The organism is Neorhizobium fuzhouense (assembly GCF_042611105.1).
In the GTDB taxonomy this organism is placed as follows: domain Bacteria; phylum Pseudomonadota; class Alphaproteobacteria; order Rhizobiales; family Rhizobiaceae; genus Neorhizobium; species Neorhizobium galegae_A.
Genome location: NZ_JBHFFP010000001.1, coordinates 671,297 through 685,874 on the forward strand (window position 1 = coordinate 671,297; position 14,578 = coordinate 685,874).

At 64.7% G+C, this 14,578-nt stretch carries 14 protein-coding genes; 7 read left to right on the plus strand and 7 right to left on the minus strand.

Translation table 11 applies throughout. The annotated features are described in order from the left end of the window. Nucleotides 1–23: 23 nt before the first annotated feature. The 5 genes from ACEXP3_RS03390 (at nt 24) to ACEXP3_RS03410 (ending at nt 4,056) form a co-directional block, all read left to right on the plus strand. Nucleotides 24–797, plus strand: a complete 774-nt coding sequence (locus ACEXP3_RS03390; protein ID WP_377295968.1) for an SDR family NAD(P)-dependent oxidoreductase — start codon at nt 24–26, stop codon at nt 795–797. Continuing rightward, entirely contained in the window at nt 797–1,735 is a 939-nt protein-coding gene (locus ACEXP3_RS03395) for a 2-dehydro-3-deoxygalactonokinase (protein WP_377295969.1), read from the plus strand. The genes ACEXP3_RS03390 and ACEXP3_RS03395 overlap by 1 nt, the downstream gene beginning before the upstream one ends. After that, nucleotides 1,732–2,370: a 2-dehydro-3-deoxy-6-phosphogalactonate aldolase gene (locus tag ACEXP3_RS03400; protein WP_377295970.1), complete on the plus strand. Its 639-nt coding sequence runs from the start codon at nt 1,732–1,734 to the stop codon at nt 2,368–2,370. The genes ACEXP3_RS03395 and ACEXP3_RS03400 overlap by 4 nt, the downstream gene beginning before the upstream one ends. After that, entirely contained in the window at nt 2,367–3,251 is an 885-nt protein-coding gene (locus ACEXP3_RS03405) for an SMP-30/gluconolactonase/LRE family protein (RefSeq protein WP_377295971.1), read from the plus strand. The genes ACEXP3_RS03400 and ACEXP3_RS03405 overlap by 4 nt, the downstream gene beginning before the upstream one ends. Before the next feature lie 196 nt (nt 3,252–3,447). Beyond that, entirely contained in the window at nt 3,448–4,056 is a 609-nt protein-coding gene (locus tag ACEXP3_RS03410) for a PRC-barrel domain-containing protein (protein WP_210103386.1), read from the plus strand. Between the two features lie 113 nt (nt 4,057–4,169). On the opposite strand, the gene ACEXP3_RS03415 is transcribed toward ACEXP3_RS03410, so the two are convergent. Continuing rightward, complete coding sequence (locus ACEXP3_RS03415; RefSeq protein WP_377295972.1) at nt 4,170–5,537, minus strand: putative bifunctional diguanylate cyclase/phosphodiesterase; 1,368 nt, start codon at nt 5,535–5,537, stop codon at nt 4,170–4,172. 73 nt (nt 5,538–5,610) lie between these two features. Further along, nucleotides 5,611–7,305 carry a response regulator gene (locus ACEXP3_RS03420; RefSeq protein WP_377295973.1) on the minus strand — a complete coding sequence of 565 codons (1,695 nt, stop codon included), beginning with the start codon at nt 7,303–7,305 and terminating at the stop codon, nt 5,611–5,613. 289 nt (nt 7,306–7,594) lie between these two features. Between ACEXP3_RS03420 and mutL the strand changes: the two genes are divergently transcribed. Both mutL and ACEXP3_RS03430 read left to right on the plus strand, forming a co-directional pair. After that, nucleotides 7,595–9,523 (plus strand): DNA mismatch repair endonuclease MutL, encoded by a 1,929-nt coding sequence (mutL, locus tag ACEXP3_RS03425; RefSeq protein ID WP_377295974.1) that lies wholly within the window; start codon nt 7,595–7,597, stop codon nt 9,521–9,523. An 88-nt stretch (nt 9,524–9,611) separates the two neighbouring features. After that, entirely contained in the window at nt 9,612–9,845 is a 234-nt protein-coding gene (locus ACEXP3_RS03430; RefSeq protein ID WP_210103390.1) for a DUF2093 domain-containing protein, read from the plus strand. Nucleotides 9,846–10,142: 297 nt separating this feature from the next. On the opposite strand, the gene lpxK is transcribed toward ACEXP3_RS03430, so the two are convergent. From lpxK to ACEXP3_RS03455, 5 genes are all read right to left on the minus strand, one after another. Further along, nucleotides 10,143–11,192: a tetraacyldisaccharide 4'-kinase gene (gene lpxK / locus ACEXP3_RS03435; RefSeq protein ID WP_377295975.1), complete on the minus strand. Its 1,050-nt coding sequence runs from the start codon at nt 11,190–11,192 to the stop codon at nt 10,143–10,145. An 87-nt stretch (nt 11,193–11,279) separates the two neighbouring features. After that, the gene (locus tag ACEXP3_RS03440) at nt 11,280–12,014 is read right to left on the minus strand and encodes an HAD family hydrolase (protein WP_377296077.1); all 735 of its coding nucleotides are present in this window, start codon (nt 12,012–12,014) and stop codon (nt 11,280–11,282) included. Between the two features lie 2 nt (nt 12,015–12,016). Next, complete coding sequence (gene waaA, locus ACEXP3_RS03445) at nt 12,017–13,333, minus strand: lipid IV(A) 3-deoxy-D-manno-octulosonic acid transferase (protein ID WP_377296078.1); 1,317 nt, start codon at nt 13,331–13,333, stop codon at nt 12,017–12,019. Between the two features lie 142 nt (nt 13,334–13,475). Then, nucleotides 13,476–13,715, minus strand: coding sequence for a DUF4170 domain-containing protein (locus ACEXP3_RS03450; RefSeq protein ID WP_210103392.1), 240 nt, complete (start codon nt 13,713–13,715; stop codon nt 13,476–13,478). Between the two features lie 60 nt (nt 13,716–13,775). Beyond that, nucleotides 13,776–14,576 carry a 3'(2'),5'-bisphosphate nucleotidase CysQ gene (locus ACEXP3_RS03455; protein ID WP_377295977.1) on the minus strand — a complete coding sequence of 267 codons (801 nt, stop codon included), beginning with the start codon at nt 14,574–14,576 and terminating at the stop codon, nt 13,776–13,778. Between the last annotated feature and the right edge of the window lie 2 nt (nt 14,577–14,578).

Below are 14,578 nucleotides of genomic sequence, written 5' to 3' on the forward strand. Positions count from 1 at the left end.
ATTGGAACATCAGGATCCTACCCGTGAGCCTCAATCCCTCCTTCCGCTTTGCCGATCTGGAAGACCGCGGCGTGCTGATTACCGGCGGCGGTTCCGGCATCGGCGCCGCCTTCACGCGCGCCTTTGCCCGTCAGGGCGCCCGCGTCGCCTTCATCGACCGGGCGGAGGGGCCGAGCGAGGCGCTGGTTTCCGACCTTCTCCGCGACAGCCGCCATCCGGTCACCTATCTGAAGGCGGACCTGCGCGACATGAACGCCGTCGAAGATGCCGTTGCAACGGCCGCTGAGCGCTGCGGCGGCCTCGGCGTTCTGGTCAACAATGCCGGCTGGGACGACCGGCATGAGCTTTTCGACGTGACGGAAGCCTATTGGGACGACAACCAGGCGATCAACCTCAAGCAGATGTTCTTTGCCGCCAAGGCCGCGGCGCCCCATCTGAAGGCGGATGGTAATGGCGCCATCGTCAACCTGTCGTCCATCGCGTTTCTGCTCAACATGGGCAGCCTGCCGAGCTATGCGACGGCCAAGGCCGGCATTCTGGGGCTGACGAAAAGCCTTGCAGGACGGCTGGGTCCCGACAATATCCGCGTCAACGCCATCCTGCCCGGCATGGTGGTCACGGAGCGGCAGAAGGAATTGTGGCTGACGGACGACAGCATCCGCGCGATGATCGATCGCCAGTGCCTGAAACGCAGCCTGATGGCCGAGGACATGGTGGGGCCATGCCTGTTTCTCGCCTCCACCGCATCCGCCGGCATGACGGCGCAATGGCTGACCGTAGATGGAGGAACGCTCTGATGGCTGAGGCCGCCTATATCGCCGTGGACTGGGGCACCAGCAGTTTCCGGCTCTGGCTGATGGATGCCGGACATACCGTTCTTGCCGAACGCCGCAGCGGCGAAGGCATGACGACCGCCGCCGAAACCGGCTTTGCAAACGTGCTCAACGCTCATCTTGCCGCCGTCTCGGCGCCGGCAAACCTGCCGGTCATCATCTGCGGCATGGCCGGCGCCCGCCAGGGCTGGGTGGAGGCCGGCTATGCCGATGCGCCTGCCCCGCTCTCCTCTGTTCTTGAGGGCGCGGTTTCCGTGCCCGGCGAGAGCCGCGACATCCGCATCCTGCCCGGCATTGCCCAGCGCGCAGCCGACGCACCGGACGTGATGCGCGGCGAGGAAACCCAGCTTCTCGGTGCGCTCGGCACCGCCTCCCGCGGCAAGCAGTTGGTCTGCATGCCCGGCACCCATTCGAAATGGGTGAATGTCGAAGACGGCCGCGTCACAAGCTTTGCCTCCTTCATGACCGGCGAAGTTTTTGACGTCTTGTCAAAACAGTCGATCCTGAAACATGCGGTGGCCGGTGCCGAAGGGTTCGATGGCACGCATCCGGCCTTTCTGTCGGCGGTCGCCAAGGCCTCATCCGCCCCTGCCATGCTGACCAACCTCGTCTTTACCGCCCGCTCCAGCCAGTTGCTGAACGGGCTTGATGCGACAAGTGCCGCCGCACGCCTCTCCGGCACGCTGATCGGCGCGGAAATCGCCGGTGGCCTGTTTGCCGCCGGTGGCACGGTCGATACGGTCGAGCTGGTCGCGTCGGGTCGCCTGCAGGGGCTCTACGAGGCAGCCTTTGCCGCACTTGGCCTTGCCTATCGGACAGTCGATGCCGATCTTGCCGTGCGAAACGGCCTGGCCGCTGCCGCCCAAACCCTTTTCTTTCCCGATGCAAGGATATCCGCATGACCCGCGTTCCCTTTCCCCCGATGCAGCGGCCGCTGGTCGCAATCCTGCGCGGCCTGACGCCCGGCGAAACGGAAGCCGTCGTCGGCGGCCTGATCGAGGTGGGCTTTACCGCCATCGAGATCCCGCTCAATTCACCCGATCCGTTCCGCTCCATCGAGATGGCGGCAAAGCTTGCGCCGGCCGAGTGCCTGATCGGTGCCGGCACCGTGCTGACGGTCGAGGATGTCGAAGCGCTGGAGGCGGCCGGCGGACGTCTGATGGTCAGCCCCAATGTCGAGCCGGCGGTGATTTCGCTTGCCGCGCAAAAGGGCATGGTAACGCTTCCCGGCTGCTTTACCGCAACCGAGGCGCTCGCCGCCGCCCGCGCCGGCGCGACCGGGCTTAAATTCTTCCCCGCAAGCGTGCTTGGCCCCTCCGGCATCAATGCCATCCGCGCCGTGCTGCCGAAGGATCTGATCATCGCGGCCGTCGGCGGCGTATCGGACGCCAATTTCGGCGAGTACATCAAGGGCGGCATCACTGCCTTCGGCCTTGGCTCCAGCCTTTACAAGCCGGGCATGACGCCAGCCGAGGTCGTCGCCAAGGGCCGCATCACCATCGAGGCCTATGATCGGGCCATGGAGGCGCGCGCATGACGCAGGTGATCGATTTCAACGGCTCGGTTCTCTCGTCGCAAGGCCTGGAGCTCGGCGAAGGCCCGACCTATGACGCGGCAACCGATACGCTCTGGTGGTTCAACATTCTGGGGCAGCAACTGCATGAGCTGAACGTGACGAGCGGTGCCGCGCGCATCCACGCGCTGCCGTTTAGGGCCAGCGTTCTTGCCCGCATCGATGACGGGCGCCAGCTCATGGCATCCGAAAAGGGCCTCTTCATCCGCGATGTCGCAACGGGCGAATTGACCCTCTACCGCGAGCTGGAACCGGCCCATATGGGCACCCGCTCGAATGACGGTCGGGTTCACCCCTCCGGCGCGCTCTGGATCGGCACCATGGGGCTGAAGGCCGAAGACGGCGCCGGCTCCATTTATCATGTCGCCAGGGGCGTCATCACCCGGATGTTTGCCGGTGTCAGCATCCCCAATTCCATCTGCTTCTCGCCCGATGGCGCAACCGGCTATTATACGGATACCCGCATCGGCAAGATCATGCACGTAGCGCTCGATGCGGCAACCGGCCTTCCGGCTGGCAAGGCCGAAGTGTTCGTCGAAAGCGGCCCCTCCGGTGGCCCGGATGGCTCCGTCTGCGACGCCGAGGGCAATGTCTGGAATGCCCGCTGGGGCGCATCGGCGGTGGATTGCTACCGTCCCGATGGCAGCCATGCCGCCCGCTATGCGCTTCCGACTGCCCGTACCTCCTGCCCCGCCTTCTTCGGCAAGGATCTGGATCGCATCGCCGTCACCACCGCCTATGAAGGGGCAAGCGCCGAGGAACGCGAAAGCGATCCGCAGGCAGGCTTCCTGTTTGACCTCGGCATTACGGTGAAGGGGCGGCCGGAACCGGCCTACATCCTGTAAGGCAACCGCTTTCACCCTCCCTGCGAAGGCGGGCACAAACAAAGATCAGGCGAAAACGTTCCCGCGTTTTCGCCTATTTTTTTGGCAGATGCCTTCGGAACTATCGAGCCTCCTCCGCATTCTCTCCTCGAACCGACACGGAAGACCACTCTGGTCACCGCGTCAGATCGAAAACAGATAAAAAGGTAGGTACGATATGAAGAAGACCCTTAGCACCATGGCAGCCGCTGCCGTACTGATGGCCTCCACAGCAGTCGCACCCGCGCTTGCTCAGACCGCAACCCCTGCGGCCCCCTCGGCCCAGACCCAGACCACGATGCCGTCGGCTGCGACGACCGGAACGACGTCCGCTGCTGGCGCTGGAATGACCGGCGAATACCTGACCGAGCAGGCGCAGAACCAGATCAGCGCCAATGATTATATCGGCAAGTCGATCTATAACGGCGAAGACAAGAGCATCGGCAGCGTGACCGACCTCATTCTGGAACAGGATGGCGGCATTGTCGCAGCCGTGGTCGGCGTCGGCGGCTTCCTCGGCATCGGCCAGAAGAACGTCGCAGTTCCGATGGACAAGATCACGGTCACCCGCGAAGCCGACAGCAACGACATCCGTCTGACGACGGCTGAAACGGCTGATGCGCTGAAGGCCGCACCGGAATTCAAGACGCTGGATGATCAGGCCTCCACGGCTTCGACCAACGGCGCAACGGACGCCACAACCACCTCGTCCACCGGTGGCGCTGCAACGACCCCGGCCCCTGCTGCAGGCGGTGCAACTGCCCCGTCGACGACCACCCAGCCGTAATCTTTACGGCGGGTCCCGGAACGAGAGACGCATTGCCTCACAGGGACAAGCGGATGAGGGCGGCACGCAGGTGTCGCCCTTTTTCTATGGATGCACCTGGAGCAAGCGCAGCGTCAGGCGGTTTCGCGGCTCTCGCCGGAGCGGTCGCCGATACGCAGGTGCTGTTGCAGATAATGCTGCGTTGCCGCCGCATCGACCGGGCGACCGTAATAATAGCCTTGCCCCATGGCGCAGCCGAGGGCTCTCAGCTTCTCGGCATCGGCCTGCTCCTCGATGCCTTCCGCAACCACTTCAAGACCGAGCCCGTCACACATGGCAATGATCGCCCGGACGATATGTTCGGTGGCACGATCAACGGTGATGCGGGATATGAAGGCGCGGTCGATCTTCACCTTGTCGAAGGTAAAATCGCGCAGGCGCCCGAGGCTCGACTGGCCGGTGCCGAAATCATCGAGCGCGATGCGCACGCCGACACGGCGAAGATCGGCAATGATCCGCTCGGCCGTATCGGCCGATGTCATTACCGCCGTCTCGGTGATTTCCAGTTCCAGCCGGGCAGGGTCGAGCCCGACGCGCGAGAGTGTGCTCAAAATGGCGCCGGCCGTGCCGCTATCCATCAGTTGCGCGGAAGACAGGTTGAACGACAGGAACAGCTCGCGCGGCCAGGACAGGGCCGCTTCCGCAGCCTTTCGCAACAGCGCGTGCGACAGCGCATCGATGAAGCCGCGCTCCTCTGCAAGGGGAACGAAGACGGCAGGCGAGACGAAGCCGAGATCCGGATCGTTCCAGCGGGCAAGCGCCTCGAAGCCGACGACAGAGGCATCACGAATGCGCACGATGGGCTGGAAATACACCTCGACGGCGTCGGCGATGATGGCATTGCGCAGCGCCTGTTCGAGCTGCGTCGACCGCTTCATTTCCTGGGCGATTTCGCGCGAATAGACGGTGATCTGCCCGCGTCCACGCCGCTTGGACCGGTAAAGCGCGGTTTCGGCACTTTTCAGCAGTTCCTCGAACTCGGCTCCAGCGAAGGGGTAGACGGCAAAGCCCAGCGAAGCCGACAGGCGCACATGGCGATCGCCGAGGTCATAGGGGGCCGACAGCACGTCCTTGATCATCTGGCCCAGCCGTTCGGCGCTCAGCTTCTCGAACACCAGAGGCAGGAGCACGGCAAACTCGTCGCCCTCATGGCGGGTGACGGTCGCGCCATCGGGGATGCAGGCTTTCAGGCGAAAGGCAACCTGGCAGAGGATCTCGTCCCCGGCTTCCGATCCGAAAAGGTCGTTGATCGGCTTGAAGCCATCGAGATTGACGATGCCCAGGGTGAAGGGCGCCGGGTCATCGGCCCGCTCGGCGGCAATCAGACGCACCTTGTCGCGCAGCCGATAACGATTGCCCAGGCCCGTCAGAGGATCCCGGTACGCCATCGCCTGCAGTTCAATCTGACTGACGTCTGGCAACGGATCGCCCGCCGACTTCATAAAACCGTGTCCCCCGGATGTCTGGCCTTGGCGCACAATGCTGGCGAAAGATTAACAAAGCATGGCTTTGCGACTAGCGGTATTCCCTTTGCGCTAAACGCACGCCGTCGCGGTGGCGCCTCTCGGCGCCATCGTCTGCCAGATGCCGGCGAAATGTCTCCTCCAAAAGATCAGGACTCAGCGGTTTCATCACCACATCGTCCATGCCGGCCGCCCAGCAGGCGTCGCGGTCGCCTTCGACAGCCGGCGAGAGCACGCCGATGATCGGCACCGCGCCGGGCACCGTCTCCAGCTCGCGGATCGCCGATGCGGCCTCGAAGCCGTTGAGGCGTGGCAGCGTGATATCCATCAGGACGATGCGCGGCTGAAGTTCGCGAAACAGCCGAACCGCCTCCTCGCCGTCGGACGCAATCGCGTAGCGATAACCAAGACCTTCGAGGATCTGCGAAAAGACGATCTGGTTGACGGCATTGTCCTCCGCCACCAGGACATCGACCGGCGTGGCGGTGGAGATCTGCCATTGATCCTCCGGCTCCGCCTTTGGGGCGCGCGGCTGGCGGAAGCGCCGCTTGACCGAGGGGACTAGCTCGCGGGCGATCTGGAAGGCTTCGAGCACTAGAACGTCGATGCCGGACGCCCGGGCCGCCTCCAGGCAGGCGAAATCCATGGCTGCATCGACCACGATCAGATCAACCGACACCTGCCTGTCGCGAACGACGGCGAGGAGCGCGGCAAGCTCGCGACCATTGCGGGCAGCGGTCGCATCAAAACCTGCAGCAAGGAGCAGCGAGACCCCTTCCTCCTCTACCGCCCGGTCGTCGGTAACCAGCAGAACCCGGCAACCGGCGATGCTCGCCGCCGTCACGCCCTGCGGCCCCTGCTCCTCGCGCCTCTGCCGGCCGAGATCCGAGACGATGAAATCGACACCCTCGAGACCGGCGAAATTCCATTCCGGCTGCCCGCCGCTTGCCAGCACATCGGCCACGTCCTCCATCACCGTCACGACGCAGTAGCGGCCGGGCTTGCCGACGCGGAATTTGCGCAGGAGATAGCAGGAGGGCTGCTCATCCGGGGGAATGATCTGGACCCCGATGGAAAACGGCACGCCGGTCTCCAGAACCTTCCGGTTGGTGGCATCGATATGGACCGCGGGCTCCGACGCATGCAGTTCATCCGCCCGGCGACCGAGAATTTCATCCACCGGGCGGCCATACAGCCGTTCCGCCGCCTTGTTGACAGCCACGCAGACGAGATGGCGATCCCGAACGATCACCGGGAAAGGCAGCGTATCGAGGATTTCCTCCGTGAGCTGGACCCGTTCGAGGTCCGTTCGCCACTGATCTTCGCGGCGGCGCAGTTCCGAGACATCGCGGATGACGCAGGTGCCATGGCCGGACGGCAGGCGGCGGCGGGAAAGGCTCATCCAGCGGTCGCCGTCGCGGCGCACCACCGTTTCGCAGCGCTCGCGCCAGAGGGCGGCGATCTCGCCGGAAATCCAGTCCTCGCGGCGGATGCAGCGATGCTCCACGCCACCGGACAGATCGCCACTATAGCCGCCACCGTCGTAGATGGCGCCCAGAAGATCGCGAAGCCGCGTGCCGGGCGCGGGTGCGACCGAAAGCGCCGGCAGGAAGCTCAAGACCTGCGGACTTGCAAACACGATCATATCGTCGCGATCATAGATCAGCACGGCCCCGGAGATCGCGTCGGCAACCATGTCCATCATCAAGGAGGCGGCAAGGCCTTCCGTCTGCCCGGGAACGGTCATGGCAGGACCGTCTGCAGGGTCCGGTTGGCTCCCGCCCGAGGGAGCCGGCTTTGGTCAGCTGCCGGTTGCATTGCGTCCTGTCCTGTCGTGCGGGCAGCGTGCCGAGCGCAACCCGATCTTGCATGTTCCATAGGGGAAACCGCAGTGACTGGCGCGACGCCGTACGGCAGGGTATCCTGTTGCAAACGATTACCGATTCCGCGTTAAGGTGCGCTTAACGCTGCGTTCTTCGGGGGACAAGGCGCCAGACGGGCTTTTCCCGAGGCGGAAAATCCAGGAAAATGGTGCAATGTCCGTCAAACAGCTTCCCGAAACGCTCATCAACCAGATCGCTGCCGGCGAGGTGATCGAGCGCCCCGCCAGCGCCGCCAAGGAGCTGATCGAAAACGCCATCGATGCCGGCGCGACGCGCGTGGAAATCGCCACGGCCGGCGGCGGCAAGAGCCTGATCCGCATCACCGACAATGGCAGCGGCATGGATGCCGACGACTTGAGCCTTGCGGTGCGCCGCCACTGCACGTCGAAGATTTCCGAAACGCTCGACGATATCCGCACCCTCGGCTTTCGCGGCGAGGCGCTGCCCTCGATCGGCTCGGTCGCCAAATTGTCGATCACCAGCCGGCGGGCCGGTTCGGCGACGGGTGTCGAGATTGCGCTTGCCGGCGGCAAGCTGACGCCGGTGCGTCCGGCAGCGGCCAATGTCGGCACGGTGGTGGAGGTGCGCGACATTTTCTTTGCAACGCCTGCCCGCCTCAAATTCCTCAAGACGGAAAAGGCAGAAGCTGGCGCCATCACCGAGGTGGTGAAGCGCATGGCAATCGCCTTTCCGCATGTGCGCTTCGTGCTGTCGGGATCGGACCGGTCGACGCTGGAATTTCCCGCCTCGCCCGGCGATCCGCTCGCCCGCATGGCGCAGGTGCTGGGCGCCGAGTTCAAGGACAATGCCATCGAAATCGATGCGACGCGCGAAGATGTCGGCCTCAAGGGCTTTGCCGGCGTGCCGACCTTCAACCGCGGCAATTCGGCCCATCAATATGCCTTCGTCAACGGTCGCCCGGTGCAGGACAAGTTGATCCTCTCGGCGATCCGCGGCGCCTATGCCGAAACCATTCCGTCCGGCCGTTATCCGGTCGCTGTCCTGTCGATCACGCTCGATCCGGCGCTCGTCGACGTCAACGTCCATCCAGCCAAGGCCGATGTGCGCTTTCGCGATCCGGGCCTCGTGCGTGGCCTCATCGTCGGCGCGCTACGACAGGCCTTGGCGCGCGAGGGCGACCGGGCGGCAACGACTGGCGCCGATGGCCTGATCCGCGCCTTTCGTCCGGGTTTCGGCGCGGGCTTCGGCACAGGACTTGATACGGGCCTTGATACTGGCGCGGTCGATACGGCCGCAGCGCAGGCCAGTGGTTCCAAGGGCTATTTTACCGGCCACCGCAGCGGCAATCTCGGCTGGACGCCGGCCGCCTCGCCATTTCGGCCAATGGCCATGCCGGAGAAGGCCGGTCTCTCTGCGGGAGGTTTCGCAGAACGCCGCCAGGCCGCCTTCGACGCGGTGCTGACGCCGAGTGCGCGCGCCGACGCCGTGATGGCGCACGACACCGAAAACCCGGCAGCACCTGCCGGCGACCCCGCCACGCAGTTCCGGCTCGGCGCGGCGCGCGCGCAGCTGCACGAAAACTATATCATCGCCCAGACCGAGACCGGCCTTGTCATCGTCGACCAGCACGCCGCCCATGAGCGGCTGGTCTTCGAGGCCATGCGCAAGGCGCTGGAAAAGGACCGCCTGCCCTCGCAGGTCCTGCTTATTCCGGAAATCATCGACCTGCCCGAAGAAGAGTGCGACCGGCTGATTTCGCATGCGCCGGAGCTTGAAAAACTGGGGCTGGCGCTGGAGCGATTTGGTCCCGGTGCCGTTGCAGTGCGCGAAACGCCGGCTCTCCTCGGCAGCGTCGATGCGGCCGGCCTCGTGCGCGATCTGGCCGATGAAATCGGCGAGTGGAACACGTCCGATGGCTTGAAAAGCCGGCTGGAACATGTGGCGGCCACCATGGCCTGCCATGGCTCGGTGCGTTCAGGCCGCAGGCTCCGCCCGGAGGAAATGAACGCGCTCCTGCGCGAGATGGAGGCAACGCCAGGCTCTGGCCAATGCAACCACGGCCGGCCGACCTATATCGAACTGAAGCTCAACGACATCGAGCGCCTGTTCGGCCGCAGCTGACTTTTTAACCGTGCCCGCGCCGGCGGCTCTGGCCAAGGGACGGCGCGTGGGGATAGATGAAACGATGAATCTACGCAGGAGACGACCGATGAACCGTTTTGAAGGCGGCAGCCACCGCGAGGCGAAAATCCGCTATCTCGACGGCGATTTCCAGATCCTGTCCGCCGGCGCCTATGTCACCTGCGCCATGACGGGCGCCCAGATCCCGGTCGATGAGTTGCGCTATTGGAGCGTCGCCCGCCAGGAACCCTATGTCGATGCCGCAGCCTCGCTCGAAGCCGACAAGCGGGCGGGGATTTTGCCGAACCAGGGCCGGGGATAGGTTTGTGGTGGTGGTGACTTGGGGCTGAGGCCGCCGAGTATGCCGCCAAGACCCTCTCTGCCCTGCCGGGCATCTCCCCCACAAGGGGGGAGATCAGATGGGGCCACCGCCCAATTTCATCGATATCGACCAAGTTTCTCGGGAGTATAAAGGGCAGCGCCCCTCTGCAATGGGAGCCGCGACGGCAGCGCCACGCTCATCTCCCCACCTGTGGGGGAGATGCCCGGCAGGGCAGAGGGGGACTTTGCGGCAGATTGAAAGATCTCGCCGCATGCCGAACACCTTCGATCCGCCGCGTCAAACCGGCCCGCTGCCTCGCTTCTCCCGTAACACCCGCTTCCGGCAATGAGCAATCGCGTCCTCGATCATCAGCCACGGCGCATGGGGGTCATCAAAAACCATGTCGACCTCCACCACCCGCAGCCGGTCCAGCAGCGTTTTGGCCGCGCCCGGCCGGCCGGCAAGGCGCACGGCATCTTTTGCCGTGGTGACGAGCTGCAGATTTTTGGCGTCGGCCTCGCGCAGGAGGTCGGCCAGTTCCTCGTCGTTGAAGGCATGATGGTCCGGGAAGGAGCGTTCGACCGCGATCTCCCCGCCGATCGACACCACCGTGCGGTAAAATTTCTGCGGATCGGCAATGCCGGCAAAGGCGAGGACACGCTGTCCTTCGATCTCAGGGTCGGGGCGCGCAACGAGGCGCGCCACGCGCAGCGGTTTTCCGGCCCGTGCCGTGCGGCGCACCAGCGGATCGGCCCCGGTGCCGTCGCCCACCTTCAACAGCGCAGACATCTGGCGGATCTGTTCGGCAAGCGGGGCGCGCAGCGGGCCGGACGGCACCAGATGGCCGTTGCCGATGCCGCGCACCGAATCGATCACCACCAGCGCGAAATCGATCGTCAGGCGGGCGCTCTGAAAGCCGTCGTCCATGATGATGAGGTCGCAGCCTTGCGCGACCAGCATGTTTGCCCCTTCAAGCCGGTTGCGGGCAATCACCGTCAGCGTCTCGCGGGCCAGAAGCAGAGGCTCGTCGCCCACATCAGCGGCGCCATGGCTCTGCGGATCGACCACCACCGGCCCGACGAGCCGGCCGCCATAGCCGCGGCTCAGAAAACCGGGGGTGAGGCCTTTTTCCCGGGCGGCGCGGGCAATGGCAAGGGCGGTCGGCGTCTTTCCGGCGCCGCCCACGGTGAAATTGCCGACGCAAAGAACGGGCACCGCAACGCTTGGGCGCGCAGAGCGCGCCATGCGCCGGCTGGCAATGCGGCCATAGATGAGCGAGATGGGCCACAGGGCAAAGGCGTACCAGCTTGCGCGTGTCCACCAGAAGGATGGCGCCTTGGAAACCATGTTCGTCCTCTTCACCGGCTTGGGGTCCGCCCCGCCTGACGATCCTCCGGTGCAACCGTCAACCGAGGCATGACGGAAAGCGCTTGCTCAGGCGGGCAGGCTTTGCGGCAAAAGCGTTTCAAGTCCGGTAATATCGTCCAGCACGTGATCGGCAGCACCCGCCAGTGTCTCGGGCGAGCCGGTGCCGGTCAGCACCGCAATCTTGAGGCCCGCGCCGGCCGCAGCCCCCATATGCAGATCGTGATTGTTATCGCCGACCATCGCCACTTCGAAAGGCTGCAGGCCCACCGCCTTGCAGAAACCGAGCACCATGCCCGGCTCCGGCTTGCAGCCATGGCCGCTGTCATAGCCGGCAATGAAATCGAGATGATCGAGAAAGCCGAAGCGGCGCGCCGTCTCGCGGATCGAACGCTCGTTGTCGCTGGAGGCCACGCCGAGCCGGAAGCCGCGCGCGCGCAGGCGGGCGAAGAAGCCGGCAAGATCGGTCACTGCGACGGAAAAATCCGAAGCCCGCACGAACAGTTCGTCCAGCGCAACGGTGAGCGGTCCAACGGCAAGCGGCGATCCGGCGGCGGCGAAGCCGGCGGCGATCTGGGCTGCGGTTCCGGCCGCAAACAGGCTGTCGGCCCGCGTTAGCCCGGTCACCGGGTCCATGCCGCAGGCAATCAGCAGCCGGTTCTCCATCGCTTCGCCGGCGCCGTCGGCGGCAAGCTTTGCCGCCTGCCGGTTCACCGGCCCCCAGCTTTCGTCATAACGCAACAGCGTTCCGTCCTTGTCGAACAGAAGGCCCCGGATCGCGGCAAGCGGGTTGTCGCTTTTCATCATCAGCCAGCTGCTCCGGCCGGGCGCAGACGTGCGGTGACCGTCAGCGGGTTGAGATAGGGTTCGAGCGCCTTGATCGTGGTGGAGAGCGCGCCGCGCATGTCCTGCACGGCCTCATGGCCACAATCGATCATCTTCTGGCGGGCCGGATCATTGGTCAGCAGGTAATGCACGGCTTTCGCCAGCATTTCGGTGTCGCGCACCATGCGCGCGCCGCCGCGGCGGATCACCTGCTGATAGGTCTCGCGGAAATTCTGCACATTGGGGCCGGTCAGCACCGCGCAGCCCAGCATGGCCGATTCGAGCGGGTTCTGGCCGCCTTCGGCCGTCAGCGAGCGGCCGACGAAGGAAATTTCGGTCAGCCGCAGGTAAAGCCCCATTTCGCCGATCGAATCGCCGAGGAAAACATCGGTTTCCGGCGTGATGCGGTCGTTGCGGCTGCGGCGTGCCACGACAAGACCCTGGCCAACCAGCATCGCCTCGATATCGTCGGCCCGTTCGGGATGGCGCGGAACGAGAACCGTCAGCTGTCCGTTGCGCGGCTTCAGCGCCCGGTGAACGAAGGCCGCCGCCTCTTCCTCGCCCTGGAACGTGCAGATCGCAGCCCAGGTCTTGCGCGTGCCGATGTCCGAGAGATAGCGCGACAGGACCGCCTCATCGACCGGCGGCGGATCCGTATCGCCCTTCAGGTTCCCCGACACGACCACCGGCCAGGCACCAAGATCGCGAAAACGCTCCGCATCGACATCCGAGCGTGCCACCACCAGCGCCAGCTTGCCGAACAGCAGTTCGGCGATCGCCGAGCGGCTGCTCCAGCGGGCAAAGGAACGGTCGGAAATGCGCGCATTGACGCGGATCTGCGGAATGTTGCGCCGCGTCAGTTCCGCCATGGTGGTGGGCCAGATCTCCGATTCGGCGGTGATTGCCGCATCCGGATGCCAGTAGGCGACGAAGCGCTTGATGGGGAACTTCACGTCGAGCGGCACATACTGGTGGATGACCTCGTTGCCGAGGCGTTTTCGGCTGAGTTCCGCCGAGGTCACGGTACCGGTCGTCAGGAGAACGTGGATCTCGCGGCGCACAAGCTCGCGGATGAGCGGGATGACGGCAATGGTTTCGCCGACGCTTGCCGCATGCACCCAGATCAGGGGACCGCGCGGGCGCGCCACGCTGGCATAGCCGAAACGCTCCAGCCGGCGCTGGCGCTCTTCTTTGCCCTTGAGGGATCGGTAGGCAAGATAGGGGGATGCCAGAGGATATCCGCAAATTCCGGCCATGCGATATCCCAGCAAGGCCATGCGCGCCAAGCCATTGCTCAATGCCATCGCCCTTCTTTGCTTGCCATCCGCACCATCCCCGGTCGCAGCCCTATTTTACACACTGGTGCATGCCTGACAAATGCGTCGAAAACACAGCCGTCGATTGCTTGAGGGCGGCCGGGCCGCCGCGTGGGGCTTAAGCTCAGCCCTTCGTCTCAGGGTCCAGCAGGCGGTGCATGTGGACGATGAAATAGCGCATATGCGCATTGTCCACGGTCATCTGCGCCTTGCTTTTCCAGGCTTCCAGAGCGCTTGCATAATCGGGAAAGATACCGACGATGTCGAGGGCTGCCAGATCCTTGAATTCCAGGCCCTTCAGGCTTTCCAGCTCGCCGCCGAAAACCAGGTGTAGGAGTTGTTTCTTGCCGCTTTGCTCGGTCATGGTATGCCTCGTCTCTTCGTCTCCCCCGCCCCTTCCTCCTGCGGCATTCCGCATCAAAGGTCAACCCGAGGCAAGGCCTGCCACCAAGCTTTCCAGAACATGTTCGGCGCCGCCGCACAGAACGCTCTGCGTGACCGCCTGCCGGTTGTAGACGAGGCGATGCCCGGCAAGATCGACCAGCCGGCCGCCGGCGCGCTCCAGAATGATGTCGGCGGCGGCCAGATCCCATTCATGGCTGTTGCGCTTCACCACCGTTCCATCGATACGACCATCGGCCACCATGGCCAGCCGATAGGCGAGCGAGGGCACGTGGCGGATGCGGTGCAGGGTCTGGCGGAAGCCCGGCGCAAACTGGCCGAGCATGTCTTCGGCAACCGCGATCTGGCGCGCCTCGCCAGGTTTTTCCGCGGAAACCGAAATCTCCGATCCATTCTTCATCGCCGGCCCGGTGGCTGCCGCCCAAAACTCTTCCTTCAGCGCCGGCGCATAGAGAACGCCCGCCACCGGCTTTCCCCGGTGAACCACCGCCACGCTGACGCACCAGGTTTTTTCGCCGTTGATGAAGGCCCGCGTGCCATCGATCGGATCGACCACGAAGAGCGTGTCGCGCGAAAGCCGCCCGGCATCGTCATCGGTTTCTTCTGACAGCCAGCCATAGCCGGGACGGTTCCCAAGAAGCAGCGTCTGCAGCCGGTCATTGGAGGCAAAATCGGCAGCGCTGACCGGTGAGCGACCCTCGTTCTTCCACCAGACCTCCGGCGAGCGCCCGAAATAGCCAAGCGCGATATCACCCGCCTCGCGCGCAGCGCGGCGGATCAGCGCCAGGTCGTCGTCGAAAGTCTGCCGCGTCTCCTGCTCCAAGA

Excerpts from the sequence above, each read along its gene's own strand:
- ACEXP3_RS03395 (WP_377295969.1), top strand. The coding sequence starts at position 797 with ATGGCTGAGGCCGCCTATATCGCCGTGGACTGGGGCACCAGCAGTTTC.
- ACEXP3_RS03400 (WP_377295970.1), top strand. The coding sequence starts at position 1,732 with ATGACCCGCGTTCCCTTTCCCCCGATGCAGCGGCCGCTGGTCGCAATC.
- ACEXP3_RS03405 (WP_377295971.1), top strand. The coding sequence starts at position 2,367 with ATGACGCAGGTGATCGATTTCAACGGCTCGGTTCTCTCGTCGCAAGGC.
- ACEXP3_RS03410 (WP_210103386.1), top strand. The coding sequence starts at position 3,448 with ATGAAGAAGACCCTTAGCACCATGGCAGCCGCTGCCGTACTGATGGCC.
- ACEXP3_RS03415 (WP_377295972.1), bottom strand. The coding sequence starts at position 5,537 with ATGAAGTCGGCGGGCGATCCGTTGCCAGACGTCAGTCAGATTGAACTG.
- ACEXP3_RS03420 (WP_377295973.1), bottom strand. The coding sequence starts at position 7,305 with ATGACCGTTCCCGGGCAGACGGAAGGCCTTGCCGCCTCCTTGATGATG.
- mutL (WP_377295974.1), top strand. The coding sequence starts at position 7,595 with ATGTCCGTCAAACAGCTTCCCGAAACGCTCATCAACCAGATCGCTGCC.
- ACEXP3_RS03430 (WP_210103390.1), top strand. The coding sequence starts at position 9,612 with ATGAACCGTTTTGAAGGCGGCAGCCACCGCGAGGCGAAAATCCGCTAT.
- lpxK (WP_377295975.1), bottom strand. The coding sequence starts at position 11,192 with ATGGTTTCCAAGGCGCCATCCTTCTGGTGGACACGCGCAAGCTGGTAC.
- ACEXP3_RS03440 (WP_377296077.1), bottom strand. The coding sequence starts at position 12,014 with ATGAAAAGCGACAACCCGCTTGCCGCGATCCGGGGCCTTCTGTTCGAC.
- ACEXP3_RS03450 (WP_210103392.1), bottom strand. The coding sequence starts at position 13,715 with ATGACCGAGCAAAGCGGCAAGAAACAACTCCTACACCTGGTTTTCGGC.